The 26239-nt window shown below is 51.5% G+C and carries 29 protein-coding genes, 1 other RNA gene and 1 pseudogene; 17 read left to right on the top strand and 14 right to left on the bottom strand.

From position 1 onward, the window contains the following. Positions 1-113 precede the first annotated feature (113 nt). Positions 114-278 carry a hypothetical protein gene (locus C9I99_RS27230; protein WP_166645472.1) on the top strand — a complete coding sequence of 55 codons (165 nt, stop codon included), beginning with the start codon at positions 114-116 and terminating at the stop codon, positions 276-278. A gap of 21 nt (positions 279-299) precedes the next feature. On the opposite strand, the gene C9I99_RS16425 is transcribed toward C9I99_RS27230, so the two are convergent. After that, positions 300-782 carry a SprT family zinc-dependent metalloprotease gene (locus C9I99_RS16425; RefSeq protein ID WP_107349954.1) on the bottom strand — a complete coding sequence of 161 codons (483 nt, stop codon included), beginning with the start codon at positions 780-782 and terminating at the stop codon, positions 300-302. Between the two features lie 192 nt (positions 783-974). Continuing rightward, positions 975-2129 (bottom strand): methionine adenosyltransferase, encoded by a 1155-nt coding sequence (gene metK, locus C9I99_RS16420; protein WP_107349953.1) that lies wholly within the window; start codon positions 2127-2129, stop codon positions 975-977. Positions 2130-2525: 396 nt separating this feature from the next. On the opposite strand from metK, the gene tkt reads away from it, so the two are divergent. The 5 genes from tkt to mscS all read left to right on the top strand — a co-directional run bounded on the left by tkt (position 2526) and on the right by mscS (position 9797). After that, complete coding sequence (gene tkt, locus C9I99_RS16415) at positions 2526-4520, top strand: transketolase (RefSeq protein WP_107349952.1); 1995 nt, start codon at positions 2526-2528, stop codon at positions 4518-4520. A 273-nt stretch (positions 4521-4793) separates the two neighbouring features. Then, positions 4794-5870 (top strand): erythrose-4-phosphate dehydrogenase, encoded by a 1077-nt coding sequence (gene epd, locus C9I99_RS16410; protein ID WP_107349951.1) that lies wholly within the window; start codon positions 4794-4796, stop codon positions 5868-5870. A 78-nt stretch (positions 5871-5948) separates the two neighbouring features. Next, positions 5949-7112 (top strand): phosphoglycerate kinase, encoded by a 1164-nt coding sequence (locus C9I99_RS16405; RefSeq protein ID WP_107349950.1) that lies wholly within the window; start codon positions 5949-5951, stop codon positions 7110-7112. 146 nt (positions 7113-7258) lie between these two features. Then, complete coding sequence (fbaA, locus tag C9I99_RS16400) at positions 7259-8335, top strand: class II fructose-bisphosphate aldolase (protein ID WP_107349949.1); 1077 nt, start codon at positions 7259-7261, stop codon at positions 8333-8335. Positions 8336-8873: 538 nt separating this feature from the next. Further along, complete coding sequence (mscS, locus tag C9I99_RS16395) at positions 8874-9797, top strand: small-conductance mechanosensitive channel MscS (protein ID WP_107350110.1); 924 nt, start codon at positions 8874-8876, stop codon at positions 9795-9797. A gap of 50 nt (positions 9798-9847) precedes the next feature. Here the strand turns inward: mscS and C9I99_RS16390 are convergent, their stop codons facing one another. From C9I99_RS16390 to C9I99_RS27710, 3 genes and pseudogenes are all read right to left on the bottom strand, one after another. Then, the gene (locus C9I99_RS16390; protein WP_107349948.1) at positions 9848-10345 is read right to left on the bottom strand and encodes a YbaK/EbsC family protein; all 498 of its coding nucleotides are present in this window, start codon (positions 10343-10345) and stop codon (positions 9848-9850) included. Continuing rightward, positions 10335-10475, bottom strand: a pseudogene (locus tag C9I99_RS27455) (amino acid transporter); the annotation flags it as partial. The pseudogene C9I99_RS27455 and the gene C9I99_RS16390, both read right to left, overlap by 11 nt. Next, positions 10451-10600, bottom strand: a complete 150-nt coding sequence (locus C9I99_RS27710; protein ID WP_208113429.1) for a hypothetical protein — start codon at positions 10598-10600, stop codon at positions 10451-10453. The pseudogene C9I99_RS27455 and the gene C9I99_RS27710, both read right to left, overlap by 25 nt. Positions 10601-10697: 97 nt before the next feature. Between C9I99_RS27710 and C9I99_RS16380 the strand changes: the two genes are divergently transcribed. After that, positions 10698-11396, top strand: coding sequence for an oxidative stress defense protein (locus C9I99_RS16380; RefSeq protein ID WP_107349947.1), 699 nt, complete (start codon positions 10698-10700; stop codon positions 11394-11396). Between the two features lie 73 nt (positions 11397-11469). Here C9I99_RS16380 and serA read toward each other — a convergent pair whose 3' ends face one another. The 5 genes from serA to zapA all read right to left on the bottom strand — a co-directional run bounded on the left by serA (position 11470) and on the right by zapA (position 15044). Beyond that, positions 11470-12699, bottom strand: a complete 1230-nt coding sequence (gene serA, locus C9I99_RS16375) for a phosphoglycerate dehydrogenase (RefSeq protein WP_107349946.1) — start codon at positions 12697-12699, stop codon at positions 11470-11472. Positions 12700-12973: 274 nt separating this feature from the next. Further along, on the bottom strand, positions 12974-13633 hold the full coding sequence (rpiA, locus tag C9I99_RS16370) for a ribose-5-phosphate isomerase RpiA (RefSeq protein ID WP_107349945.1): 660 nt from the start codon (positions 13631-13633) through the stop codon (positions 12974-12976). 232 nt (positions 13634-13865) lie between these two features. Further along, positions 13866-14468 carry a 5-formyltetrahydrofolate cyclo-ligase gene (locus C9I99_RS16365; RefSeq protein WP_107349944.1) on the bottom strand — a complete coding sequence of 201 codons (603 nt, stop codon included), beginning with the start codon at positions 14466-14468 and terminating at the stop codon, positions 13866-13868. 83 nt (positions 14469-14551) lie between these two features. Next, a non-coding RNA gene (gene ssrS, locus C9I99_RS16360) (6S RNA) lies at positions 14552-14734 on the bottom strand. Positions 14735-14741: 7 nt separating this feature from the next. Beyond that, positions 14742-15044: a cell division protein ZapA gene (gene zapA, locus C9I99_RS16355; RefSeq protein ID WP_107349943.1), complete on the bottom strand. Its 303-nt coding sequence runs from the start codon at positions 15042-15044 to the stop codon at positions 14742-14744. A gap of 256 nt (positions 15045-15300) precedes the next feature. On the opposite strand from zapA, the gene C9I99_RS16350 reads away from it, so the two are divergent. The 4 genes from C9I99_RS16350 (at position 15301) to gcvH (ending at position 19087) form a co-directional block, all read left to right on the top strand. After that, positions 15301-15936: a UPF0149 family protein gene (locus C9I99_RS16350; protein ID WP_107349942.1), complete on the top strand. Its 636-nt coding sequence runs from the start codon at positions 15301-15303 to the stop codon at positions 15934-15936. A 28-nt stretch (positions 15937-15964) separates the two neighbouring features. Continuing rightward, entirely contained in the window at positions 15965-17152 is a 1188-nt protein-coding gene (gene ubiH / locus C9I99_RS16345; RefSeq protein WP_107349941.1) for a 2-octaprenyl-6-methoxyphenyl hydroxylase, read from the top strand. Positions 17153-17154: 2 nt separating this feature from the next. Then, entirely contained in the window at positions 17155-18366 is a 1212-nt protein-coding gene (locus C9I99_RS16340) for an FAD-dependent 2-octaprenylphenol hydroxylase (RefSeq protein WP_166645471.1), read from the top strand. Between the two features lie 334 nt (positions 18367-18700). Further along, positions 18701-19087 carry a glycine cleavage system protein GcvH gene (gene gcvH / locus C9I99_RS16335; RefSeq protein ID WP_338069666.1) on the top strand — a complete coding sequence of 129 codons (387 nt, stop codon included), beginning with the start codon at positions 18701-18703 and terminating at the stop codon, positions 19085-19087. A 68-nt stretch (positions 19088-19155) separates the two neighbouring features. Here the strand turns inward: gcvH and C9I99_RS16330 are convergent, their stop codons facing one another. Continuing rightward, positions 19156-19356: a DUF1107 domain-containing protein gene (locus C9I99_RS16330; RefSeq protein WP_107350108.1), complete on the bottom strand. Its 201-nt coding sequence runs from the start codon at positions 19354-19356 to the stop codon at positions 19156-19158. A 463-nt stretch (positions 19357-19819) separates the two neighbouring features. Here C9I99_RS16330 and C9I99_RS16325 point away from each other — a divergent pair, with 463 nt between their 5' ends. From C9I99_RS16325 to nqrM, 3 genes are read left to right on the top strand one after another with little or no spacing between them, the layout of a single operon-like run. Then, positions 19820-20134 carry a DUF134 domain-containing protein gene (locus C9I99_RS16325; protein ID WP_107349939.1) on the top strand — a complete coding sequence of 105 codons (315 nt, stop codon included), beginning with the start codon at positions 19820-19822 and terminating at the stop codon, positions 20132-20134. Then, complete coding sequence (locus C9I99_RS16320) at positions 20125-20601, top strand: NifB/NifX family molybdenum-iron cluster-binding protein (RefSeq protein WP_107349938.1); 477 nt, start codon at positions 20125-20127, stop codon at positions 20599-20601. Before C9I99_RS16325 ends, C9I99_RS16320 begins: the two co-directional genes overlap by 10 nt. Beyond that, complete coding sequence (gene nqrM / locus C9I99_RS16315) at positions 20598-20795, top strand: (Na+)-NQR maturation NqrM (RefSeq protein ID WP_107349937.1); 198 nt, start codon at positions 20598-20600, stop codon at positions 20793-20795. The genes C9I99_RS16320 and nqrM overlap by 4 nt, the downstream gene beginning before the upstream one ends. Positions 20796-20863: 68 nt before the next feature. Here the strand turns inward: nqrM and C9I99_RS16310 are convergent, their stop codons facing one another. The 3 genes from C9I99_RS16310 to ygfZ are packed head-to-tail and all read right to left on the bottom strand — an operon-like array spanning position 20864 to position 23259. After that, positions 20864-21802, bottom strand: coding sequence for a LysR family transcriptional regulator (locus tag C9I99_RS16310; RefSeq protein WP_107349936.1), 939 nt, complete (start codon positions 21800-21802; stop codon positions 20864-20866). An 11-nt stretch (positions 21803-21813) separates the two neighbouring features. After that, positions 21814-22275, bottom strand: coding sequence for an aminoacyl-tRNA deacylase (locus C9I99_RS16305; RefSeq protein ID WP_107349935.1), 462 nt, complete (start codon positions 22273-22275; stop codon positions 21814-21816). Between the two features lie 3 nt (positions 22276-22278). Then, complete coding sequence (ygfZ, locus tag C9I99_RS16300; protein WP_107349934.1) at positions 22279-23259, bottom strand: tRNA-modifying protein YgfZ; 981 nt, start codon at positions 23257-23259, stop codon at positions 22279-22281. 273 nt (positions 23260-23532) lie between these two features. Between ygfZ and C9I99_RS16295 the strand changes: the two genes are divergently transcribed. From C9I99_RS16295 to C9I99_RS16285, 3 genes are all read left to right on the top strand, one after another. Then, complete coding sequence (locus tag C9I99_RS16295) at positions 23533-23793, top strand: FAD assembly factor SdhE (RefSeq protein WP_107349933.1); 261 nt, start codon at positions 23533-23535, stop codon at positions 23791-23793. After that, positions 23717-24190 carry a protein YgfX gene (locus tag C9I99_RS16290; RefSeq protein WP_107349932.1) on the top strand — a complete coding sequence of 158 codons (474 nt, stop codon included), beginning with the start codon at positions 23717-23719 and terminating at the stop codon, positions 24188-24190. The genes C9I99_RS16295 and C9I99_RS16290 overlap by 77 nt, the downstream gene beginning before the upstream one ends. 192 nt (positions 24191-24382) lie before the next feature. Then, on the top strand, positions 24383-26212 hold the full coding sequence (locus C9I99_RS16285; RefSeq protein ID WP_107349931.1) for a methyl-accepting chemotaxis protein: 1830 nt from the start codon (positions 24383-24385) through the stop codon (positions 26210-26212). Positions 26213-26239: the final 27 nt, after the last annotated feature.

Here is a 26239-nt window from a genome sequence, read left to right as displayed (position 1 = left end):
ATTAACCCGCTCTTTTTGAATTGTTCACAGCTCGCACTTTTGTACAAGCAAGGTTGCGCTACATGCTTGATTTGCAGCAATGCAAGTAGTCGCTTATATGCAAGGAATGTTCAATGGAAAAGAGGCTGATAGCAATAGCGCTGTCCAGTTGGTTGATATTGACGGGCGGCGACAAGGCACTGGTCCTGTCCCGATTTGTATCGGGCAAGCCGATGGTGAAGAGCGTGCGGCAGGTGCAGAGTACGCTCTTCTTCCGCGATGATTTCACCCGTGAGTAATTGACGCCTCGCCTATTGTCCCTACTGCTGTAAAGCCAGTGTATGGCCGCACTGGCGGCAGCGGTAATGGGCTTGCCCGCGCTGGATCTTGTTGTGGCGGCGGACAGTTATTCGGTGCTCGCTGCACTGGCAGCGGTAATGAAAGGTCTGGCCCTGTACCGAGCTGACATCGAAGCTGTGGGTGGTGCGCGGGGCTACACCGAACACTTCCTGCATGATGATCTGCCACTCCCTGCCGTGCGGGCGGACCTTGCCAAACAGTTTGAACGCCACCAGATGGGCAACTTCGTGGGGAACGACTTCGTTTAGAAAAGCGTCTGGGTTTTCTTCGAGCAACACCGGATTGAAGCGAACCTCCCAGCCTTGCAGTCGGGCGCTGCCGGCAATCTTCCCACGTTGGCTAAAGCGCACCTCAGGCATGGTCATGCGCTTGTTGAGCCGTTGGTTGGCCTGGGCAATACATTGCTTTACGCGTGCGGTAATTTGGTTTTGCAGGGTCGTCATTACACTTTCAGAGCTTGCTGGAGGAGAGGGGAGTATAGGGTGTTTAGGTTCGGGATCCTAGTTCCTGGATCCTAGGTTCTGGTTCCTTGAGAGAGTATTGCCAACGACTCTAGGAACTAGCTTCTAGGATCTAGAAACTCAAAATCAAAAAAGGAAGCCGAGGCTTCCTTTTTCTTTACCAGAGCTAGACGCTTACTTGATGTTCGCGAAGTCGCGCAGGATGTCTGCTTTGTCCGTTTTTTCCCATGGGAATTCTTCACGACCGAAGTGACCGTATGCCGCTGTCTTCTTGTACATTGGCTTAAGCAGGTCAAGCATTTCGATTAGGCCGTATGGGCGTAGGTCGAAGTGCTGGCGTACGGCTTCAACGATAATGTCGTGAGACACTTTCTCGGTGCCGAATGTTTCGATCATGATAGATGTTGGATCAGCAATACCGATAGCGTAAGACAGCTGAATTTCACAACGGTCTGCCATGCCAGCAGCAATGATGTTCTTTGCAACGTAACGTGCTGCGTATGCTGCAGAGCGGTCAACTTTTGATGGATCTTTACCAGAGAATGCACCGCCACCGTGACGAGCTGCGCCGCCGTAGGTATCTACGATGATCTTACGGCCTGTTAGACCACAGTCACCCATTGGACCACCGATTACGAAACGGCCGGTTGGGTTGATGAAGTACTTGGTGTCTTTGTTTAGCCACTCAGAAGGTAGAACTGGCTTGATGATTTCTTCCATTACGGCTTCTTGCAGTACTGGTAGTTCAATGCTGTCGCAGTGCTGAGTAGAAAGTACGACTGCATCAATACCCACGATTTTGCCTTGGTCGTAGGCAAAAGTTACCTGGCTTTTCGCATCAGGGCGAAGCCAAGGTAGGGCACCGTTCTTACGTACTTTTGCTTGGCGCTCTACCAAGCGGTGAGCGTATGTTACAGGTGCAGGCATCAGTACGTCAGTTTCGTTGGTCGCGTAACCGAACATGATACCCTGGTCACCGGCACCCAGCTCGCGAGGGTCTTCACGGTCAACACCTTGGTTGATATCCGGAGACTGCTTACCGATAGCACTCAGTACAGCACAAGAGTTGGCATCGAAGCCCATGTCTGAGTTGACATAGCCGATTTCACGTACGGTTTCACGGGTCAGCTCTTCGATATCAACCCAAGCTGAGGTAGTGATTTCACCACCCACCATCACCATACCGGTTTTTACGTAAGTCTCACACGCAACACGTGCTTTTGGATCTTGCTCCAAGATCGCATCCAAAACGGCATCTGAAATCTGATCTGCAATTTTGTCAGGATGACCTTCTGATACCGACTCAGAAGTAAACAGGTGCTTCGCCATGAGCGCTCCCATAAAAATAGTGTTAATTAAAAAAACTGAGCTCTATATGCCTATGATATCAATCACGCAATTGCGTACGGATATACGTTTGTATGTATAGAGCTACCTCCGTCTAGACGTCTATAATACCTTTTGTTGGGTGAAAATCAACATTGTAAAAAGTAGGGTCACTCGCAAAAAAGCAAGGCAAACGTTTACCCCGTAACGCTTTTATTACAGCGAGTTGGCATGGTTTTCGGTTCATGATCTTGATATAGAACTTATTTTTCGCAGGAAATCGTTTGCAGTCATAGCCCAGTCTTTGCGACAATACTCGCCCGCCGAACTGCGGCTAGCCTGAATCATTGATGGTAAGGGTAGCCGAATATTCAACGTCTACGAATTTCTGGAGCAGACATGTCTTCTCGTAAAGATCTTGCTAATGCAATCCGTGCCCTAAGCATGGACGGTGTTCAACAAGCTAACTCTGGCCACCCGGGTGCACCTATGGGTATGGCTGATATCGCTGAAGTACTGTGGCGTGGCCACATGAACCACAACCCACAAAACCCTGAGTGGGCTGATCGCGACCGTTTTATTTTGTCAAACGGCCATGGTTCAATGCTGATTTATTCTCTGCTTCACCTGACTGGCTACGATCTGTCTATCGACGATCTGAAGAATTTCCGCCAGCTACACTCTAAAACGCCAGGTCACCCTGAGTATGGCTATGCGCCGGGCATTGAAACGACCACGGGTCCACTAGGCCAGGGCATCACCAACGGTGTGGGCATGGCAATGGCTGAAAAAGCCCTTGCTGCTCAGTTCAACCGTGACGGCCACGACATCGTTGACCACAACACATACGTGTTCATGGGCGATGGCTGTCTGATGGAAGGTATCTCTCACGAGGCATGTTCTCTTGCGGGCACGTTGGGTCTAGGCAAGCTGATCGCATTCTGGGATGACAACGGCATCTCTATCGACGGTGAAGTTGAAGGCTGGTTCTCTGACGATACGCCTAAGCGTTTCGAAGCGTACGGCTGGCATGTTATTCCTGCGGTTGACGGCCACGATGCTGACGCTATCAACGCGGCTATCGAAGCGGCAAAAGCCGATCCGCGTCCGACCCTTATCTGTACCAAGACCATCATCGGTTTCGGTTCACCAAACAAAGCAGGCTCTCACGACTGTCATGGCGCACCACTGGGCCACGACGAAATCGCAGCGGCACGCGAGTTTTTGGGTTGGAACCACGGTCCGTTTGAAATCCCAGCAGACATCGCTGCTGAATGGGATGCCAAAGAAGCAGGCGCGGCCAAAGAAGCGGCTTGGAACGATAAGTTCGAAGCTTACGCAGCGGCTTACCCTGAGCTAGCGGCAGAGTACAAGCGCCGTGTTAACGGTGAGCTACCAGCGCAGTGGGAAGAGAAAGCGAACGCTATCATTGCCGATCTGCAAGCGAACCCAGCGAACATCGCATCACGTAAAGCGTCTCAAAACGCACTTGAAGCGTTCGGTCAGATGCTACCTGAGTTCATGGGCGGCTCTGCTGACCTTGCGCCGTCTAACCTGACAATGTGGTCTGGTTCTAAGTCGCTAGAAGCGAACGACTTCTCGGGCAACTACATCCACTACGGTGTCCGTGAGTTCGGCATGACTGCAATCATGAACGGTATTGCGCTACATGGCGGTTTCGTCCCATACGGTGCAACTTTCCTAATGTTCATGGAATACGCGCGTAACGCAATGCGTATGGCGGCACTGATGAAAGTGCAGAACATCCAAGTTTACACTCACGATTCTATCGGTCTGGGTGAAGATGGTCCGACTCACCAACCGGTTGAGCAGATTGCATCACTTCGTCTAACACCAAACATGAGCACATGGCGCCCATGTGATCAGGTTGAATCAGCAGTCGCTTGGAAACTGGCTATCGAACGTAAAGACGGCCCGACCTCGCTGATCTTCTCACGCCAGAACCTAGCCCAACAGCCACGTTCTGAAGCACAGGTTGCTGACATCGCGAAGGGTGGTTACATCCTGAAAGATTGTGAGGGCAAGCCAGAGCTTATCCTTATCGCAACCGGTTCTGAAGTTGAGCTAGCAGTGAATGCTGCAGCGGAGCTAACGGCTGAAGGTAAGAAAGTACGTGTTGTGTCTATGCCAGCTACAGATGCATTTGACAAGCAAGACGCTGAATACCGTGAATCTGTACTGCCATCTGATGTGACTGCACGTATTGCAGTAGAAGCGGGCATCGCTGACTTCTGGTACAAGTACGTTGGTTTCGGTGGCAAGATCATCGGTATGACGACATTCGGTGAATCTGCTCCAGCAGGCGAGCTGTTCAAGATGTTCGGTTTCACGACTGAAAACGTGGTGAACACGGCGAAAGAATTGCTGGCGTAAGCCGGGTTTGAATGACGTCGCTGAGCATTGGTGCGTGGCGATTTATTTTGAAGACTAAAAAAAAGACCCCAAACTGGGGTCTTTTTTTATATGAAATGCGATCTTTGTCACGTCCGTGGTTGCTGGTAAAGACCTGTATGAACGCAAGGTTTTACTGCTAAGTTGCTGAAATAAAAGAAACTGAATAGCTTGGGTGACTCTGCTCACATTTATGGTGATTCTCCGGGGTGCTTGTTATACACTAACGCGGCTTATTAATTTTGTAGCACGGATATGACACTAAAAGTCGCAATTAATGGATTTGGCCGTATTGGTCGCAGTGTGCTTCGGGCACTGTACGAAAGCGGTAAAGATCATCACATACAAGTCGTGGCGGTCAACGAACTGGCAGAGCCGGAAGGTATGGCTCATCTGCTGCAGTATGACACTAGCCATGGACGCTTTTTTAAGCCTGTCAGTCATGATCAGGAGCACCTTTTTATTGCTCATGATAATGGCGAAAAGGACAGTATCCGTATTCTTCACCAAAACGAAATCCACTTGCTGCCCTGGAAAGATCTAGACGTCGACATTGTCTTGGACTGTACCGGTACCTTTGGCAGTCGCGCCGACGGCGAGGCCCATATCAAGGCGGGCGCCCAAAAAGTGTTGTTTTCCCATCCTGCTGCAAATGATATCGACAATACCATTATCTATGGTGTGAACCACGACTCGCTCAAGCCTGAGCACCTCATTGTCTCCAACGGCTCTTGCACCACCAACTGTATTGTCCCTGTTATTAAAGTGTTGGACGAAGCCTTTGGCATTGAATCCGGCACCATTACCACTATCCATTCGGCGATGAATGACCAGCAGGTCATCGATGCATACCATAGCGATCTGCGCCGAACCCGAGCTGCTAGCCAGTCAATTATTCCGGTTGATACTAAACTTCACCTGGGTATTGGCCGTATCTTTCCGAAATTTTCTGACAAATTTGAAGCGATCTCTGTGCGCGTACCGACAATTAATGTCACCGCGATGGATTTAAGTGTCACTGTAAAAACAAATGTGAAAGTTAATGACGTAAATCAATCACTGGCCGAGGCTTCTCGTTGTACATTAGATGGCATAGTGGATTACACCGAAGTGCCGCTAGTATCAGTAGACTTCAATCACGATCCCCATAGCGCGATTGTCGACGGTACCCAGACCCGAGTAAGTAACCAGCATCTGATTAAGCTGTTGGTCTGGTGTGATAACGAATGGGGTTTTGCCAACCGGATGCTAGACACCGTTTTGGCAATGCACGCGACCGATACGGCCCAAGTGGTTGATGAGGAAAGCTCAGCGGTTTGCGATAAGCAGTAAAGAATTATTAGGGCCTGGCAGTGACGCTGGGTCGACAAAACTTTGATTTTAAATTAATTAATGTTGAGAGGACAAACCATGTCTGTAATCAAGATGACTGATCTGGAACTTGCGGGTAAACGCGTATTCATCCGTGCTGACCTAAACGTTCCTGTGAAAGACGGTAAAGTAACTTCTGATGCGCGTATCCTTGCGTCGCTACCAACTATCAAGCAGTGCCTAGAAGCTGGCGCGAAAGTAATGGTTACTTCTCACCTGGGTCGTCCAACTGAAGGCGAGTACGCGGAAGAGTTCTCTCTACAGCCTGTTGTTAACTACCTAAACGACGCGCTAGATTGTGACGTTAAACTAGCAAAAGACTACCTAGACGGCCTAGAGCTGAACACGGGTGAGCTAGTTGTTCTTGAAAACGTTCGCTTCAACAAAGGCGAGAAGAAGAACGAAGAAGCACTATCTAAGCAGTACGCTGCACTGTGTGACATCTTCGTAATGGACGCATTCGGTACGGCTCACCGTGCACAAGCATCTACTCACGGTGTAGGTACTTACGCACCAGTAGCATGTGCAGGTCCTCTTCTTGCTGCTGAGCTAGAAGCACTAGGCAAAGCAATGGACAACCCAGAGCGTCCGCTAGTTGCTATCGTTGGTGGTTCTAAAGTATCTACTAAGCTAACTGTACTTGAGTCGCTATCTAAAATTGCTGACCAACTGGTTGTTGGTGGTGGTATCGCGAACACATTCATCGCAGCTGAAGGTCACAATGTAGGTAAGTCTCTATACGAAGCTGACCTAGTTGAAACTGCTCAGAAACTAATGAAAGAATGTGCTATCCCAGTTGCTACTGACGTTGCTTGTGCAAAAGCATTTGACGAAAACGCAGAAGCTGAAATCAAGCACGTGTCTGAAGTTCAAGACGACGACATGATTTTCGACCTTGGCCCAGATTCTACAGCTGCTCTTGCTGAAATCATCGGCAACGCAAAAACTATCCTTTGGAACGGCCCTGTAGGCGTATTCGAATTCAAGAACTTCGAAGCGGGTACAGCAGGCATCTCTAAAGCAATCGCTGAATCTGCAGGTTTCTCTGTAGCCGGTGGTGGTGACACGCTAGCTGCTATCGACAAGTTCGGTATCAAAGCTGACGTTTCTTACATCTCTACGGGCGGCGGTGCATTCCTTGAGTTCGTTGAAGGCAAAGTACTTCCAGCTGTTGCTATGCTAGAAGAGCGTGCAAAAGCTTAATTAATTTGAGGGCGGGAGTACCGGCAAAGCACTTCCGCACTAATCGTTTGTGAAAGATGTCATGTTTTTGTAGAATATGGGCGCTTCGCAAACGATTGCACAGATTTATGTTTATATAAGACAACAAGGCAAATAGGACTATTGTTATGTCTAAGATCTTCGATTTTGTAAAACCTGGTGTTATTTCTGGCGACGACGTACAGAAAGTTTTTGAAATTGCTAAAGAGCACAAGTTCGCACTTCCAGCGGTTAACGTAGTTAACACTGACTCTGTAAATGCTGTTCTAGAAGCTGCTGCAAAAGTTAAAGCACCAGTTGTTGTTCAGTTCTCTAACGGCGGTGCTGCATTCTTCGCTGGTAAAGGCCTGAAGCTAGAAGGTCAAGAAGCACAAGTTAAAGGTGCTGTTGCTGGTGCTAAATACGTACACGCTGTAGCTGAAGCTTACGGTGTGCCAGTAATTCTTCACACTGACCACGCTGCTAAGAAACTTCTTCCATGGATCGACGGTCTACTAGACGCGGGTGAAGAGTTCTTCGCACAAACTGGTAAGCCTCTATTCTCTTCTCACATGATTGACCTGTCTGAAGAGTCTCTAGAAGAGAACATCGAAATCTCTGGCCAGTACCTAGAGCGTATGGCTAAGATGGGTATGACGCTAGAAATCGAACTAGGTTGTACTGGTGGTGAAGAAGACGGCGTTGATAACTCTGATATGGACGCATCTGAGCTATACACTTCTCCAGAAGACGTAGCTTACGCATACGAGAAACTAGTTGCTATCAGCCCACGTTTCACTATCGCTGCTTCTTTCGGTAACGTACACGGTGTTTACCAAGCGGGTAACGTTGTACTGACTCCAACTATCCTACGTGACTCTCAAGCATACTGTGCAGAGAAATTTGGTATTGCACCAAACGCGTTGAACTTCGTATTCCACGGTGGTTCTGGTTCTTCTGAAGCAGAAATCCAAGAGTCTATCGGCTACGGTGTTATCAAAATGAACATCGATACTGATACTCAGTGGGCTAACTGGGATGGCGTTCGTCAATACGAAGCTGCTAACCGTGACTTCCTACAAGGTCAGATCGGTAACCCAACTGGTGAAGCTGCGCCAAACAAGAAGTACTACGATCCTCGCGTATGGCTACGTGCTGGTCAGTCTTCAATGGTTGCTCGCCTAGAGAAAGCATTCTCTGATCTTAACGCTATCGACGTACTATAATTTTACGTCCTGCGCTAAGCTAAGAAAAAACCCGCTACGGCGGGTTTTTTTATGCCTGTAATTTGTTTGTTAATGCTCTCAATTTTTTGTTGGCGATTTTTGAGCCTAGGAGTATTATCCGGCGCGAAAAAGAGCTTTTAGTGCTCAACAAAATCAATTAATCACTGTTATAGTGGTGATTGCATAATACCAAGCTTACTAATAATCTGAGCATATCAGAGCCTTCTCTGCCGTTTGAGAGCAATCCAAACTGATGCAGATATAGTCGCTCTACATCAAGGCAGTTTGGAGCAGATATCGAGCGGCAGAATGGCTCCCGAAGGGCGAGCTTAAAAGGAACCGCTACTGTGTTGCTTGATTTTGATGGATATGAATACACCGGCAATCAAGCGCCTTGTATCTGTCCCTTTTCATTCTCGCTGATAAGCCAGAATATTAGTTAGTTTGGTATGAATTTCATAATTAAACCTATGATTATTGGTGCTCCCGCTGCTATTTTTTGTGGGAAAGGAAATAATATTTGCAGGATGAGAAAGGTATGAGTGAGAGTAGTGTTACAGATACCGTAACGGATACCGTCACAGGTGTTGCGGATACGGTGGTGGATACCATCAAAGATAATGATTTGACCAATGGCGTGCTCAATGCCGGTACTTGGGTGGCTGATAATCAGGAATTATTGATCCAGTACGGGGTGAACATCCTGTCTGCGCTGTTAATCCTGTTTGTTGGTAATATCATCACCAAGAGTATTGCCAATGGCGTGGCAAAAATGCTGCGCAAAAAAGATATGGACGAAGCGGTTGTTGAGTTCCTCCAATCGCTAGTACGTTACCTGTTGTTTGTCATTGTACTGATTGCAGCCTTGGGCCGTGTCGGTGTACAGACGGCATCTGTCGTTGCGGTGATCGGTGCCGCCGGTTTGGCCGTTGGCCTGGCCTTGCAGGGCTCGCTGTCAAACTTTGCCGCTGGTGTTTTGATCGTTGCCTTCCGCCCGTTCAAATCCGGTGACTTTGTCGAGATTGGTGGTGTGTCTGGTTCGGTAGAATCGATCCAGGTGTTCTCTACCATATTGAAAACCCCAGACAATAAAATGGTGGTAGTACCGAATGCGGGGGTCATTGGTGGCCCAATTACCAACTACTCACGCCATAACACCCGTCGAATCGACTTGGTGATTGGTGTTTCTTACGATGCCGATCTCAAGCATACCAAAGCGGTGCTGAACCGGGTGATCGAAGCCGATGCACGTATTTTGAAAGATCCTGAGCCAACGGTTGGTGTGTTGGCGCTGGCTGATTCCTCGGTGAACTTCGCGGTACGCCCTTGGGTGAATACGGCTGATTACTGGGCGGTATACTTCGATTTGATGCAGGCGATCAAAGAAGAGCTGGATAAAGAGAACATCGGGATCCCGTATCCGCAGATGGATGTCCATCTCAACAAGGTCCTCGAGCAATAATATCGATACCAACAAAAAATGGAGCCACAAGGCTCCATTTTTTATCCTGCCTACTCAGCTGGCAATGGGATCACGGTGTTCGGCAGTGCCGCCAGCAGCTTGTCGAGATCGCGGCTGGCAAAGGCAAAGGTCAGCTCAGGTTTTCCCGGGGTAAACATCAGTTCGTCATGCTGGTACAGCACCGGATCAACCAAGAGGGAAATCGCTTCCGGTAGGCCGAATGGGCAGACCGCGCCGGGGACGCAGCCTATCACTTCAACCATCTCTTCATGGCTGCATACCGAGACTTTCTTCCCCAGTACCTGCTTGACCCGTTTACTGTCGAGCCGGCTGTCGCGGTGGGTCAGCAGCAGGCTGTGGCCTCCGCCCTTGAGGCGCATGAACAGGCTCTTGGTTGGGGCTGCTGTCCAGCCAAGCTCATTGGCAATTTTCGCGTCGGTCTCAAAGTCCAATATCGGCTCGTGCTGCCATTGCTGGTAGCTGACTTTGGTTTGGCCGAACAAGGCGAGGTTGCTCAGGTAAATCTGCTCTAATTTCTCAGGCTGCATATTGGCTCCATAATCCCTGTGCCAGATGAGTGGCGATGATGAACATCATAGCGGCAATGGCGAGGCCGATTCCGCGCTTAACCTTGGGTTTTGGCAATGTCGGACCTAATTTTGCTGCTCCAACGATAAGGCATCGAGCCACAAGCGGTTGCCTGAGCTGACACCGGATGACAGCAGGATGAAGCCCGCACTATGGGTAAGTTGCCCGGTGGCGATAGGTGACGGAGGGGGATTGCTGCAATAAATATAAAACAACGTACAAAAAAATCCTCAATCAAGGGAATTTTTTGTCTTTACCTGTTGTCATATGGTCAATGCATGAAAAAAGATGAATGAAATAGGAAATGGCCAGATGAAAAAACAACTTGTCGCAGTCATGTTGGGATTGGGTTTGCTGGGCACCAGTGGTATGGCTGCAGCCACGGTGAGTGTTCCGCATTTACAGACAACCGGTAATGGCGAGATCACCGCGCAGCCGGATATGGCGGTGTTTGCCGTCGCTGTGGAAGAGATCCGTCCCACGGCGAAAGAAGCCAAGCAAGCGGTGGATAAAGCCGTTGAAGCCTTTGTGACGCGCTTGCTTGAGCAGGGGCTGGATCGCAATCACATCCAAAGTGCTAATATCAGCTTGCAGCCTCAGTATCGCTACCCGAAAGACAAAGAGCCTGAGCTTAAGGGCTACCGTGCCAGCCGCCATGTGACGGTAACGGTCAATGAGTTGGATAACCTCAATACTTACCTTGATAACGCGCTGGGTGACGGTATCAACCGCATCAATAACATTGAACTTAAGGTCAGCAATGAAGATGAGTACATGGAGCAAGCGCGCCAGGCAGCAATCAAAGATGCCATTGCCAAGGCGGAGTCATTGGCTAAAGGGTTTGGCGAATCCTTGGATGGAGTATGGCAGATCTCCTATCAGGCAAGCCAGCCTCGCCCGATGATGATGCGCATGGCGATGGACGCCGCACCGGAGAATTCCGTCAGCTATCAGGATACCCAGATCACCATCCGTGATCGCGTTGAGGTGGTGTTTAAGCTGGAAGAGTAGCCAATAGCCAATAGCCAGAATTAAAAAGGAGAGCCCGGTGCTCTCCTTTTTCGATCTTGGTTGCCGTGAATGTCTAGTGCAGGATACGGGCGCGGATGGTGCCGTCGATTAATTTCAGTTTCGACAGAGCTTCTTCCGAGCGCTCGGTTTCGACATCTATTACCACATAGCCGATTTCAGCACCGGTCTGCAGGTACTGGGCGGCGATGTTGATCCCTTCCTCGGCAAAGATGGTGGTGATCTGGTTGAGGATCCCCGGACGGTTTTCGTGAATGTGCAGCAAGCGCGAACACTCTTTGTGTTCAGGCAGAGAGACTTCTGGGAAACCAACCGCAGACAGGGTCGAGCCGTTGTCCGAGTATTTCGCCATTTTGCCGGCGACTTCAATACCGATATTCGCCTGTGCTTCTTGGGTCGAACCGCCGATATGCGGTGTCAGCAGTACGTTGTCGTACTTGGTCAACGGGCTCTCGAACGGGTCGTTGTTGGTTTTCGGTTCTAGCGGGAACACATCGATAGCGGCACCGGCAATATGGTTGCTTTCCAGCGCGCTGCATAGCGAGTCGATATCGACCACGGTACCACGGGCCGCGTTGATGAAAACAGAGCCAGGCTTCATACGGGCGAACTCCTCGGCACCCATCATATCTTGGGTTTCTGGGGTTTCCGGCACGTGCAGGCTGATCACATCACATTTGTTAAGCAGCTCGGTCAACGACGGTACTTGGGTCGCATTGCCCAGTGACAGTTTGTTTTCGATATCGTAGAAGTACACCTTCATGCCGAGGTTTTCGGCCAAGATCCCAAGCTGGGTACCGATATGGCCATAACCGATAATACCGAGGCGCTTGCCACGGGCCTCGAAAGACTGATCGGCAGACTTGAACCACTCGCCACGGTGGGCCTTGGCATTTTTTTCTGGAATACCGCGTAGCAATAGCAGGATTTCACCGAGCACCAGCTCAGCCACACTTCGGGTGTTGGAGAACGGCGCATTGAAGACCGGGATCCCGCGTTTGGCTGCGGCACCCAGTTCAACCTGGTTGGTACCAATACAGAAACAGCCGACGGCAATCAGCTTTTGTGCGGCACTGAAGACTTCCTCTGTCAGCTGGGTACGGGATCGGATGCCGACGAAGTGGGCGTCTGCAATGGCAGCAAGCAGCTCGTCACCGGAAAGGGAGCCTTTGTGGTATTCGATGTTGCTGTAGCCAGCTTGCTGTAGTACCTCGATTGCAGAAGGGTGAACGCCTTCTAACAGCAGGATCTTTATTTTGTCTTTTTCCAGTGAAACTTTAGCCATTGATACTCATCCTTAATGCTGGTGGCAGAGGGCTCATGGCAGCTGGGCAGAGGCAGGAAAAGGAAGGGATAGATTTCCTGTATACGGGCAATCCATGAGCACCATAATTAGGTTTGCTTACATGCTGCCAGTTAAGTTATCAAAAAATAACCAGAATGGGTAAGAATATTACAGGATTGATAATAAAAAACGGCATATATTATGCCGTTTTGAAAGTGAGTAACGTTAAAAGCGCCTTTTTCCTTGTCCGCCAAGGTAAAAAAGGGCTAAGTGATTACTTCTCGAATTTTTTCACGCCTTCTGGGCTGCCAACCAGTAGCACATCGGCACCGCGGTGGGCAAATAGGCCAACAGTGACAACACCCGGCAGAGCGTTGATTTTGTCTTCCATTGCTTTTGGATCGGTGATGGCCATATTGTGAACATCCAGGATGATATTGCCGTTGTCAGTGACACAGCCTTCGCGGTATTCAGGATCACCCCCCAGTTTAACCAGCTCGCGGCCGATGTAAGAGCGTGCCATTGGGATCACTTCAACCGGCAGCGGGAAGTTGCCCAGTACATCAACTTGCTTGGTGTCATCAACAATACAGATAAACTGCTTGGCAATCGCTGCCACGATTTTTTCGCGGGTCAGAGCGGCGCCACCGCCTTTGATCATGTCGTATTCGCCGTTGATTTCGTCAGCGCCATCAACATAAATATCGAGGCTAGAGACTTCATTGGCATCAAATACTGGGATACCGATTTGCTCAAGGCGCTCGGTCGATGCGACAGAGCTTGATACTGCACCTTTGATTTCTTCTTTGCGGGTAGCCAAAGCATCGATGAAGTGATTAACCGTCGAGCCAGTACCGACACCTACAATGCTGCCTTTCTTCACGTACTCTAGAGCAGCCCAGCCAGCAGCTTTCTTCATTTCATCTTGTGTCATGCTTATCTCCTAGTGATGACAAACGTTGCGCGGAGCGCTGATTATAGCCAAATAGCGGTCGGGCGTCAGTCCCTATCTGGCCTGATAAATGCAACCTAAGTTGGAGTAAAAAGACAATTCTATTAATAACATAGGCTTAAGTTGTTAGCTGTGGCACAGAAAAAACAAACGTTTGCGTCTGGTTGGCGTTTTTTTATCAATATTGCCGTTTTTAATCTGTGTTTGTCGGTATTTACCAGTGAAAATGGTAGGACGGGGTGATGATCTCGGGGAGCGGAACATCCCAGGCTTCAAACGGCAGGCTGTCGACTTGTTGGCAGTCATGAGCCAAACCGACCGGTCGTGGGCCGCGTCGGTTATTGTGCCACTGGCTCAAGGTACGGTCGTAATACCCCCCACCCATTCCCAGCCGCTGGCCGGTATTGTCGAAAGCAACCAGGGGCGTGCAGATAGTATCGAGCTCCATGACCGGTTTGACGAGTCGGATATCCAAAACCGGTTCTTGAATGCCATAGCGGTTGCGGTTCATTCGCGTTGCTGGGGTGTAGCGGAGGAACAGCAGATGGCCTTTGCTAAATGGGTGGAGTACCGGTAGGTAGACCTCTTTTCCTTGCTGCCATAGCCATTCGATCACCGGGGTGGTATCGAGCTCACCATCGTTGGCGAGATAGAGGGCAATATGCTGCGCATCGAGTAGGCTGGTGGCTTGCTTGCAGTGTTCGAGTAAATCGCGCGCGGCGTGTGTCTGCTGGATGGATGTTAGCTGACGTCGATGTTCACGAGTTTGCTTGCGAAGTTGCTGCCGGGTGGCTGATGCAGGTACCGCAGATCTCATAGGTCGTCCAATGACAAAAGGTTCTGAGGAGTCGAGGGTCGATAACTGTCAGCAGTGCTTGCCAATCAAGTTCATCGTAAAAGGTATGCCCCAAGGTGCCGTTGCGCATTGTGGCCCTTGAACCAGATGTTCAAGGTGGATCAGCAACATTAACCGCAGGCTTCTCGGTACGGGCCGAGCTTGCTCAATAGCTAATCAAAGCTGATCCTGGGTTTTTGCTTATCGGCTCGGGGACGTTAATCCGCTGACGCACACCCCAGGGTCAATTCATTATCAACGCTTTGGCTGATATTGCAATGCTTTCTCCAGTAAATCTTCCATCTCATTGATTCTATTGGATAGTTTTTCAGCATTGCGCTGTTGTTCTTGGCGCTCGCTATGCAACTCGTTACAAATGTTCAACCCGGTAAACATCAGCAGCTGTTCGGCGTTAGTGATTTTGGTTCGCTCAGAAAGATCTTTTAAGCGTTGATCAAAATCGGCGGCTGCTGCACGCAGGGCGTCTTCCTGGCCTGCTGGGCAGTTCACCTTGAAGCTGCGGCCATATACCTGAATTTCTACTGCCTGGTTACTCATAAATGTTTAATCTGCTCCGTGCCAGATCGTCCAATTTGGCATTCCGCTGCGATACGCGCTAGGAGGCCCAATATAGAAAAAGCCCTATCAACATGCAAGCGGGCCCGTCATGCTTTGGACCTAAATCTGTCTAATTAATCAGATATTAACCAGATTGAGGTAAATTAGACGGGAAATGGCGAGTGACTGATCTTTTGTATAAGTGGTAGCATACCATAAAGACGATTTACACCCATGATAATAAGGTGAACAGCCCATGAGCGACGTAAAACTCCCTGCCTATGAAACCCTGGAGCCAATGCTGAAAGAGCAAGGTTTGGCCGTGACCCCATCAGAGCTGCATGGCCTGATCTGCGGGATGATTTGCGGTGGTATGGCTGTTGACGGTGAGCAGTGGCTGGCACCGGTTTGCGACTATGCCAACCAGGGCGATGCGATGACCGATGGGGCCAAAACAGTTGTGCGCTCGGTGTTTGACGCGGCCGCCCGCGAGCTGGGCGGATTGACCCAAACCCTTTTCACCTCGACGGCTGCCGAGTTGGCTGACGTTGATTTCACGGTTGAGTTGCTGCTTCCTGGCGAAGACGGTGAGCTGATGCTCCGTGCCGAGGCGTTGAGTGAGTGGGTGACCAATTTTATCTCTGGCCTTGGCCTGATGGGGATGAACAAGCAGCAGTTGTCTGACGATGTCACCGAGGCGGTCGCAGCGCTGGAAGAGATTGCCCAGCTTGGCGTTGATGAAGACGAAGATATGCAAGAGCAGGCAATGTTGTTTGATAACGTGGTGGCTTATGTGCCGGAGTGCGTGCTGACGTGCCTGATCGGTCTGAGTCAACGCGGTGAAGCTGAAGATGAAACGGCACACCCAGCAGACAAGTCAACTCTCCACTAAGCACAGGACTTTCAGTTAAGGGACGGATGTGAAGCAGTACGATGTCGTGATAGCCGGTGGTGCAATGGCCGGCGCAACCCTGGCAATTGCATTGGATAAACTGAGTGGCGGTAAGCTTCGTATTGCCGTTGTCGAAGCGGTCGAGCCGAAGCTGGATCGGCACCCTGGCTATGACGCGCGCAGCATTGCCCTTTCTCTGGGCTCGGCCCAGCAACTCGACAGGATCGGTTGCTGGCAGGCGCTGTCAGGCGTGGCGACCGCTATTTCCCAGATCCACGTATCTGATCGTGGCCACGCTGGCATTGTCCACCTCGATGCCCACGAGCAGGCGGTGGACGCCTTGGGCTATGTGGTTGAACTGGCGGATGCCGGGCGGATCTTCCACCACAAATTGGCTAAGTTGGATCGTGTTGATCTGGTTTGCCCGGCCAAGATCGCCGAGATCGAGCGTCACCAGCAGGGCGTTGATCTGATCTTGGACAATGGCGAGCAATTGCAAAGCCGCTTGGTGGTTGCCGCCGATGGTGCCCTGTCGTCTGTGAGTGACATGCTGGGCCTCGGGCGCAGCGAGTATGACTTCGAGCAGGTGGCAGTGATCGCCAATGTAACCACCGATGAGGCGCATCAGGGCAGAGCGTTTGAACGCTTTACCCCGCATGGGCCGGTTGCCCTGCTGCCAATGTCGGAAGGCCGGAGTTCATTGGTGTGGTGTATTCGCCCCGATGCCCAGGCTGAAGTGATGGGCTGGAGTGACGAGACGTTTCTTGCCAAGCTGCAACAGATCTTCGGCTGGCGCCTCGGCCGCTTGAGCCATACCGGCATACGCCATGCCTATCCGCTGTTGTTGCGCCAATCCCTACGCCTGACTTCACACCGGGTCGCCGTGGTTGGCAATGCGGCGCAGACGCTGCATCCGATTGCCGGTCAGGGTTTCAACCTTGGCCTGCGTGATGTGATGAGTCTGGCGGAGGAAGTCTGTCGTGAATGGGCCGATACCGGTGATGCCGGACATGCACGGGTATTGAGCCGTTATCGCCAGCGGCGGGAGCCGGATCGTGGCGCGACGGTTGGCATGACCGCAGGCTTGGTCAGTATTTTTGCCAACGACAGCATGCCTTTTGTTGCAGGCCGTAATCTTGGTTTGATGGCGATGGAATGTGTAGATGTATTGAAAGCTCCGCTGGTACGGCGGGCGATGGGACAGGTAGATAGATAATCATGATGCAAAGTGTTGATGTCGCTATTATCGGCGGCGGTATGGTCGGCCTTACTCTGGCGGCAGCCCTGGCTGATACCGAGCTGCGGGTTGCGGTGATTGAAGGCAAGCTGCCTGATACGGAGTTGGATCCGCTACCAGATGTCCGGGTCTCGGCGCTGAGCCGAGCCAGCGAGCGAATACTGCGCAGGGTTGGTGCCTGGGAAGGTATTGTCACTCGGCGGATGGCGCCATACAGCAAGATGCAGGTATGGGAGCAGGACAGCTTTGCCAGTATTGCCTTTGATGCCGCCCGGCTGGCCCAGCCTGATTTGGGTCATATCATTGAGAATCGGGTCATTCAGCTATCGCTGATGGATCGGGTCAAGCAACTGCCTAATGTCACCCTGGTGGCGCCGGAGCGCTGTCAGAGTATAGCCTTTGGCGAAAGTGAAGCCTGGCTGAGTTTGGAGTCGGGCCGGAACCTGACCGCCAAGCTGGTGGTCGGTGCCGATGGTGCCAACTCCTGGTTGCGCCAGCAGCTCGATATCCCTCTGACCCACTGGGATTATGGCCACAGTGCAATTGTCGCCAACATTCGTTGCCGTGAACCACACCAAGATACGGCGCGCCAGATCTTCCGCCCTGAAGGGCCGCTGGCCTTCTTGCCGCTGGCTGAACCGGATCTGTGCTCGATTGTCTGGTCCTTGTCACCTGAAGACGCGAAGTTGTTGTGCGAGATGCCAGCTCCGGAGTTCAACAAGCGCCTGACCGCGGCATTTGATAACCGCCTTGGCTTGTGCCGTGTTGAAGGCGAGCGCCAAGCCTTCCCGCTCAAGATGCGCTATGCCCGCGATTTTGTCCGCGAGCGGGTTGCGCTGGTGGGCGATGCCGCCCATACGATCCACCCGCTTGCCGGTCAGGGGGTAAACCTTGGTCTGTTGGATGCGGCGAGCTTGGCGCAAGAGCTGAAGCAGTTGTGGTTGGCAGAGAAAGACATCGGGCGTCAGAATCACCTGCGTAACTATGAACGCTGGCGTAAAGCCGAAGCGGCGAAAATGATTGCGGCAATGCAGGGGTTCAGGGATCTGTTCGATGGTAGCCACCCAGCCAAAAAGCTGATCCGTGATTTGGGGATGCTGTTTGCTGATAAGGCGCCGGGAGTGAAGGACGAGTTTATGCGCCGGGCATTGGGGCTAAGCGGAGAGCTGCCTGAACTGGCCCGCCACGAGTGAGACCACCGCTTTTCTCATTAGCGTAAAAGCCGCCTACGGGCGGTTTTTTTGTGCCTTCTTGCTGTGGTCAAGCGCTCAGATATGGAGCTAACGCCTTGTTAGATAATGGAGGTCAATGAAATGACAAAAAATTGTTATCCAACTGAGTGATTTTCTCCTACATTAAATATCAGGAATAAAACAGAGCTGGCGGTAACTGGCCAAGGCGTTAGATTTCATCTTGTTAGCCCCAACAAATACTGGCTTTGCTCTTCCCTGCGATCACTGATTCTGCTAGCCCATATTGAGAGTGGCAATAGGCAGGCTTTCATAAGGAAGTTTCACTATGAGCAACATTCCCTCTGAGTTGAAGTATACCAATACCCATGAGTGGGTCCGCCCCGAAGGTGATGGGGTATTTACGGTGGGTATTACCGATCATGCCCAGTCGCTATTGGGTGATATGGTGTTTGTTGATTTGCCGGAAATCGATGCGGCAACCGATGTGGGTGAAGATTGTGCGGTCGCGGAGTCGGTCAAGGCAGCTTCTGATATCTATGCACCATTGTCAGGGTTTGTGATAGCCACCAATGAAGATTTGGAAGGCTCGCCAGAACTGGTGAATAGTGACCCTTATGGTGACGGCTGGTTATTTCAGCTCAAGGTCGAGGATGAAGGGGAGTTTGCCGATTTGCTCGATGCCGATAGCTATGCGGACTTGGTTGATGAGGACAGTGACTAGGAGCTGTTTACCTTTTACAGTCTCGATAAAAGAAAAGCCCGTTATGGGCTTTTCTTTTTTCTGCGAGATTAGCAGTCTTTGAGGCGGCGAATTTCCTGGTTTATTTCACTTACCGTTTGGTAATGGCGATGCTGGGCCTTCACTGGCACCAATAATTGACCGTTGTTGAACTCATAGCCGCCCCGACCGTCAATGTAGATCCTTCCACTGAATAAACGACTTACGTGCTTTGCGATCATTTTCGGCACGTAGCGTTTGAACATCCGCATAGTTAGCCAACCTTTCCATTTGTTTTTGACGGCAAGGATTATAAAACAATGCGCATGTTGCTTTTGTGATGCCTTCAGCATAATAGGGATGTTAAATAACTCAATAATTGCCATTTCTTTTATGTAATCTACCTTGTCTGGAGTTTTATACTTTTATTTTATGTTTTAAATTAAGCCATCAGGCTGGGGGATGATTCGTGGTTTATTGCATGATTTGCATTAAATTAAATACTTTTAGTCACTTAGGTGCAGGTTTTGACCCAAAGTGGAAAGTATCCCGGCAAGCCCCTGGCGGTAAGGTAGCTCAAAAATTCACCAGCAAAAAAGTCGTAAGCCGTGCTACACAGATGAAAATGCTGATTGTCTCAACTGGACGGATCTGAGCGAAAGCTGTTTTTGATCAAAGATTATTATTGGCATATGCCAATAATAACCGTTTTTAGCCATTACCCTATTGTGAACCATGCCTAGACCGAAAATCCAACGGCGGATCCGCTGTCGCCCTGCTTATAGTTGTTTCAAGCCCAACGGGGTACCGATGTCTGATCTTGCTTCCCTGCCTTTGGCGGCTGATGAATTGGAGGCGTTAAGGCTCGTGGATCTTAACGGACTCAGCCAGCAGGCTGCCGCACAGGAGCTGGGAGTATCCCGTCAGACTCTGGGCAATATCGTGGCAGCAGCCAGACACAAGGTGGCGAGCGCGCTGGTCAAGGGTATGGCATTAGAGCTGGATACTGTCGTTCAGCCAAACAATGAAAAGGAGCCATTATGTCAATAGCCATCGCCATCACCCCACATCATGAAGTGGCTGGGCATTTCGGAAAAGCCGCTGGCTTTGTTGTTTACGATGAACAAGGGCAGTTGATTGCCGAGCTGGTCAATAGCGGCCGCCGTGAGGTAGGTTGCAAGCACAAGAAGCAGCTTCAGGCACAACTGGCAGAGCATCAAGTAAAAACCTTGCTGCTTGGTAATGTTGGTCAGCGTTCGCTAGCCCGTTTGTTGCGAGCCGGTTTTGATGTCTTTCGGGTGCCCAACCGATCATCGGTACAAGATGTATTGAATGGCAAAGTAACCCGTGAGCCATTGCTATCTGCAGAGCAGGGGCGGCCGTGCAAGCGTGAGAAAGGCGGCTGTGGCTGTGGTTGCGGCAGTAAGAAAACCGAGAAACCCGCTAAAATTGGTATGACTGCTGGTGGTAATTCCAACCTACAGGGGCTGACCAAGATTGGAGGGTTTAAGCTATGACCTATTTGTTCACGGTACTGATCTTTTTGCTGGTGATCGGGGCGATGGCAATTGGCTGGGTATTTCGCCGAAAAGCGATTCAGGGCAGTTGCGGCGGGCTTGCCAATGTGGGGGTCGACAAGGAATGTGGCTGCAAGGAGCCCTGCGATGAGCACAAGCTCTATCAAATCAGCGAGCCGGAAGTAAAACAGTAGCTATACCCAAAAGCGCAGATCCTAATCTGCGCTTTTTGGTTTCAGTTTTGGTGTCTTCGAGCCTGGTATCAATGGGTTTTGCGTAACTCTTCCAGCCGAAGGGTGACAGCCTCGCCGACGCACTGGCGCAGCCACTCCAACCGTGGGTGGTTGCTATTGCGGCGGAGCCATAGCATGTTGATATCGAAGTCGGGAATATCGACCGGCGGGCGGCATTGGCTCAGTTCATCGTTGAATACATCCAGCTTCGCCATCAGGGTCGACACCACGCACAACAGGTTTCGTCCACTCAGTAAGTGGCGGATGGTTAGAAAGCTGCTGGAACCTACCGCAATGTGACGCTGGAATCCCTGCTGCTGCAGCTGGTTGTCGACATTGGTCATCAGCTTGCCGTCAGGGGAAACCAAGGCCTGAGGGGTTTGGATATATCGCGCCAGATCAATCGGCGAGGATAAACCGGTTGCTTTGGTGTCGAACAGGCAGACATGGTCTTCGGTATACAGGTACTGACTGTCGAACTCATGGGGCAGATTGGTCATCGAGCCGATGATCAGATCAATTTTCTGGGCTTCGGTTGCCTGCTGGTAGTTGTTGCGATCAACATTGCAGAAGCTGAGCTGGCTGTGCGGTGCTGCTTTGCGGATCGCATCGAACAGGGCCGGGGCGAACAGCAATTCGGCATAGTCGGTCAGGCCGATCCTCAGCGTGCCTTGATAGTCTTGGGCTGAGAACTTATCCGGCTGGAGGATCTCGCTGGTGATCAGCTGGAGAATATGCTCGACCACCGGAATGAGCTCAATCGCTTTCTCGGTGGCAATCATCTGGTGACCGCGGCGTTCGAACAGCGGATCGTCAAGCAAGGCGCGCAACCGTGACAGATTGTGGCTCATGGCTGATTGGCCGATAGACAGCTTAGTCGCGGCTTTGGTGACACTGCGGGTTTCCATCAGGGCCGAAAAGGCGACCAGCAGGTTGAGGTCAATGCCTCGCCAGTTGATATTGTTCATGCAGCCCCCATTTAACGGCAGATATCGGCAAACATAGGATCACACAGCACCAACAGATCATCGGTTGCCAACTCGACACCGGCCATCCGATCGCCACTGCTGATATTGACCAGGTTGTGGGCGGTGATCTGGTGATCGAAAATAACCGGAAGAGGGCGTTTGAGCCCTATCGGTGCAACCGTTCCGATCACCAGTCCTGTGATTTTTTCCACATCACTGGCATCGGCGCAGGTCATCCGGCGGCAGCCGAACATGGCCCGGACTTTTTTCGGATCGACCTGGGCCGGGCCGGGAACGCATGCCAACACATGGAATCCGCCCATGTCGCGTAGCAAGATGGATTTGACCATCTGCTGGGGATCAACGCCCCTTTCGCGGGCTGCTTCCTCGATCGTTTTGGCCGGCTGGCGATGAGGAAGAAGGCGGTATTCCACGCCTTCGCTGTCTAGGTAATGGGTAACCGGGGTATTCATGGCTTAGCGGTTGTCATCCAGTGAATAGGGCAGCGCTTGCTGGTGCCATACATCTTCGGTGCCTGCTAGGCGGAAAGCCGTGCCTTCGTCCAGATCGTTTGGCAGTACGACCAGTGCTGTCGCTTGGCCGTCGGCAAATCGGTAACCGGCGACGATGGTGCCGCCCTTGCGCCAGTTTTCACCGACACTACGCTCCAGGCTGTCGCCAGCTTGCGGGCAGTGCTTGGCTGGGCCGCTGACAATATACATCGCGCGCTTGTTGAGCCCGCGGTACTTGGCGCGGGCCACGGTTTCCTGGCCAGTGTAGCAGCCTTTGGTGAAGCTGATCCCATCCAGTGCCTGCAGATTGACTGCCTGCGGGATGAATTCCAGCTCGGTTGCCGCATCGATGTACGGGATCGCGGCCTGGATATCATAAAGATCCCATAGGCTATCATCACTCAGTGCCGCCGTGGCTGCCAGCTGGCTAGCAACGTCTTTGGCCGCGTCGGCGTTGAGAGCCAGCAGCCAGCGTTGGCTGTCAATCTTGACCGCCGTACCGCCGTTGATCGCGCGGACATCACCTTCCCCGCCAAACAACTGGGTGATTTGGGCGTCTGCTTCGCTACCCGCAACGCCCAACAGGATATCAGTACTGGCTTCGATATCGACTTTGGAAAAAATGGCGTATTTCTTCAACTCGGGTAGTTGGGTATCCATAATGCTGCGGCGCTGCAAGAAACCGTAGCCATTATTGTGGTGGAACAAACGAAAGACGGTTCGCAATTTACCTTTGGCATCACAGTGGCCGGCAAGGGTGCTTCGATCAGCAGTAAGGCCAACCACGTCACAGGTCACTTGTCCTTGTAGGTACGATTTTTTGTCGTCGCCGATCAGGGTTACCAGTGCCCAGTTGGCAAGATCGACCAAGGCAAGAGAAGGCAGGGCATCGCCGGTTGCTAGGGAAAGGCGATCAAAATTGAGGTTTTCAGACCAGTTGCTCATGGGACGTCCAGTTGAGGAATCATTTATGACTATGTTAAAGCGCTGGTTGTGATTTGTCAGCAATATTGGCAGTCAGATATTGCCGTTAGTTGTCGCTTGTTATACCCCGCGCAGCAAAATCGATCCTAGCTCTCAACTTGGGGTAATGTTTGTGCTACCTCATGGTCGCTGACAAAACGGGCTGCTAGTATGGTCAACATTGTTAACGTCCGGGCTGCCTTCATCGGTTTAGGTCTTTCTACGGGGGCCCGGGATCAGTAATGAGGTTGTAAAATGTTAAGTGCAGACGAAAAAGCACGGGTTAAGTGGGCTTGCCGCCGTGGCATGCTGGAGTTGGACGTACTCATTATGCCGTTTTTCGAAGAGTGTTTTGATGAGCTTTCCGAGCAAGAGCAGCAGGACTTTGTCTCGCTCCTGACGTGTGACGATCCCGATCTGTTTACTTGGATGATGCAGCATGGCCGCAGTGAAAACCCAGCCCATGCCGCAATGGTCGATAAGATTGTTGCCCACAACAACAGCAAGCTTCGCTGATCTTACCCTTACACCTTCCTACCGTCTAATGGGCGCACTGGCATTATTGTATGCCTGTGCGCTTGTTCTGCTATTGCTCAGTGCCGTGTTCCAGTTTATTCCTTGGCCGGCCTTTTTTGCCGCAGGCTGGTGGCTGCTTGATGAATGTGAAAGGCGTTTCGCCGACATCTGCCATGTGACCGGCCGGCTGCAAATCTCCTTGCAGGGGGATATCCGTTGGCGGGGCCAGCAATGGCGGCTGCAGACCGCGCGTATTCGCTCAGGCCTGATCCTCGTTTGGCGCCTCAATGGTGCAAACGACAATATATGGTTGCCAATCTGTCCTGATGCCTGTTCGCTTTCCGCCTACCGCAGCCTAGCGTTGTACTCCCGTCATTTCCGCTCAATATCCGCGTAATTCTGTACTTGGCACAAAAAAAATTAAGCGAGTTAATAGTAGGCATGCTCCTGAACTTTAGGCGTTTTTTTGTGTGAAATGGCTCGCTTGTTGATGACGTTGTTATGTTATGTTTCAAGAGATTTTCTACTGTGCCGATGAACTTAGGTTGCTGCATGTAAGCAGTATTATGCAACTATAGACGGGGTAGAAATGAAAATTAAAATAAAGTTGCTGGGGCTGACGCTCATTTCAGTTGCGGCATTGGGCGCAGTGCTGGTGATCGGTCTGATGGCCGGTGAGCGGGTGGTTCGTCTCAACCAAGCCAAGACGACAGTCACTGAGATGGAAGTGACGCTATTGAACCTGCGCCGAAATGAAAAAGATTTCATGATGCGTATGGACATGAAATATCGCTCAGCATTCGAGGACAACTATACCCGTTATCAGTCCTTGCAGGCAGATCTGGCCAGTCGGGCCCAGCACTTGTCACTGTCTATTTCGCAGCTGGATCAATTCACCGCGGTAACGGCGAAGTACCGCGAGGGAATGCTGGCATTGATCGCTGGCTATCAACAGCTAGGGCTATCCAATAATGAAGGGCTCCTACGCGAGTACTTTTCCACGGTGGATACGCTAGTCCATACTGCCAGCGCTCAAGGGGAAGGTATCGGCCCGCTATTTTCATTGGTAATGGCCAGCAAGGTGATGGTGCTGGAAGGGGACCAGAGCAGTATGGCGGATTACCAGGCATTGAAGCAGACGCATGAAGCGCAGTTGTCTGCATTATTCGGCCTGAATTTTCAGCGTTACCAGCAGGCTGCCGAGCAGGCCCGCTTGCAATTGGTGCAGATCGGCCTGAGCCATAATGAAGGACTGCGAGGTGATATCCGTCGTCAGGCCCATCAGGTTGAACAGATGTTTTCGGTGGTCAAGCAGCAGCTGGATAAAACCGTGGCTGATGAGCAGCACAAACTCACCACGCTATTATCGATAATCGTTGTGCTGGTGGTGCTGGCCCTGCTGGGGCTCTCATGGTGGATTAGCCAGTCTATCCACCGCCGCTTGGCAGGCATGAGCCTGTTGATGGCGGAGATTGCAAGCAGTCATGATCTGACCCGTACCGCCGATCAGGACGGCAATGATGAACTGGCCGAGATGGCGGTTAACTTTAACTATCTGCTGGCGAGTTTGCGCCAGCTGGTGGGGGAGGTGCAGGTCGCCGTTTCCGAGTTGGGCGATGCCTCGAACCAGCTTCAGCAACGTAGCAATGAGTCCGAGCAGTCCCTGCGTCAGCAGGAAGGCGAGACAGAGTCTGTTGCCGCGGCAGTGACAGAAATGGGGGCGACAATCCGTGACATTGCTCAAAATACCGAAATAGCCGCAGGGCATGCCGAACGAAGCTTCCAGGGGGCGACCGAAGGATTGCAGGAAGTGGCAGATACTAAACACAAAATCGATACGCTTTCTGACGATTTAGCCAGTACTAGCGAGCAAGTGTCCAGCTTGTCTAACCTATCGGCCAACATCGGCTCGGTACTGGATGTGATCAAGGACATTGCCGAGCAAACCAACCTGCTGGCGCTTAATGCTGCTATCGAGGCGGCCCGCGCCGGCGATCAGGGCCGCGGCTTTGCTGTGGTTGCCGATGAGGTCCGGTCCTTGGCACTGCGCACTCGTCAGTCGACGGAGGAAATCACCGCCATTATAGGCTCCCTTCAGGGTCAGACAGCACAGGTGGTGGAGCACATCAGCCATTGCCGCAAATTGGGTGGGCAGAGTGTGAGCCAGGCGGAAAGTGCCGAACGGCAAATCAACCATATCATGGCGAATATGCAGCAGATTATGGATACCAGTCACCAGATCGCGGCGGCGGTTGAGCAGCAGAGCCTGGTGTCGGGCGAGGTCGGGCAGAATGTCTCGGCCATCAGCGATTTGACGTCGCTCAACACCAAGGTGGCCCATGACAATGTGCAGGCGTCCCAGTCTGTTGCCCAGCAAGCGAATGGGTTAGAGCAAGCGATAGCCGGGTTCCGGGTTTAGCGGGCGGTAACAAAAAGCGTGCACGGC

It is taken from the genome of Photobacterium lutimaris (assembly GCF_003025555.1).
Taxonomy (GTDB): domain Bacteria; phylum Pseudomonadota; class Gammaproteobacteria; order Enterobacterales; family Vibrionaceae; genus Photobacterium; species Photobacterium lutimaris.
This window is presented reverse-complemented; position numbering and strand designations above follow the sequence as displayed.